Below are 722 nucleotides of genomic sequence, written 5' to 3'. Positions count from 1 at the left end.
GTAGTCCATCCAGAAGGTATAGAGCTACCTTCAAAATCTACTGTTTCTGATACAGTAGTCACAGGAGGACCACAGGTAATCACAGGTGCAATGTTATCAATCACATTTACCACTGCCATACAGGTAGAAGAGTTTCCACTGTCGTCGGTAACGGTAACCTCAATGATGTTCTCGCCCAGGTCAGCGCAAGTAAAGTCAAGACCAGAACCACCTCCGGTAGTATAATGAATGTTCCCATTAAATACACGTGGCTGGAATGTGCTTCCAGAGAAAGGATATCCTCTCGCTCCACCTTCAAGGAACTCAATGTTTGCATCTGATGCCCAAACGTTTCCTGTTCCAGTTCCATTGGTATAGTTAAGACCACCGGTAGAGAAATCAGTAGGAGTTACATAGAAAGCGTGTGTTTCACCTGCAGCCATTGCATAATCAAGTGTCAGGTTAAGGGGTGTTGCTACGCCATCTCCATTTGAAACTACAGCTAATGCAGTACCTATCAAAGTCCAAGCAGAAGGATCTGCTTCAAAACCTACCCAAGTACCTGTTTTGGCATATACTTCTACGTCAAATGTAGCACCTGTGTCTGCATTGATATCAAAAGAATCAAGTGTAACATCGGTAACTGCGTTTACATCAAACATATTACCAAAGTTTCCATTACCGCCAGCGAAACCAGCGTTAAGAGTTTCCGAGGAACCTCCACCAACGCCACCAGCGGTAAT

1 pseudogene is annotated in these 722 nt (G+C 44.3%); it reads right to left on the bottom strand.

The features are described from left to right. Positions 1–722, bottom strand: a pseudogene (locus AC58DT_RS15690) (HYR domain-containing protein); the annotation flags it as partial.

It is taken from the genome of Aequorivita sp. CRS11 (assembly GCF_059693805.1).
Note: the sequence above shows the minus strand (reverse complement) of the source record. Positions and strands in the feature narration are given on the sequence as shown.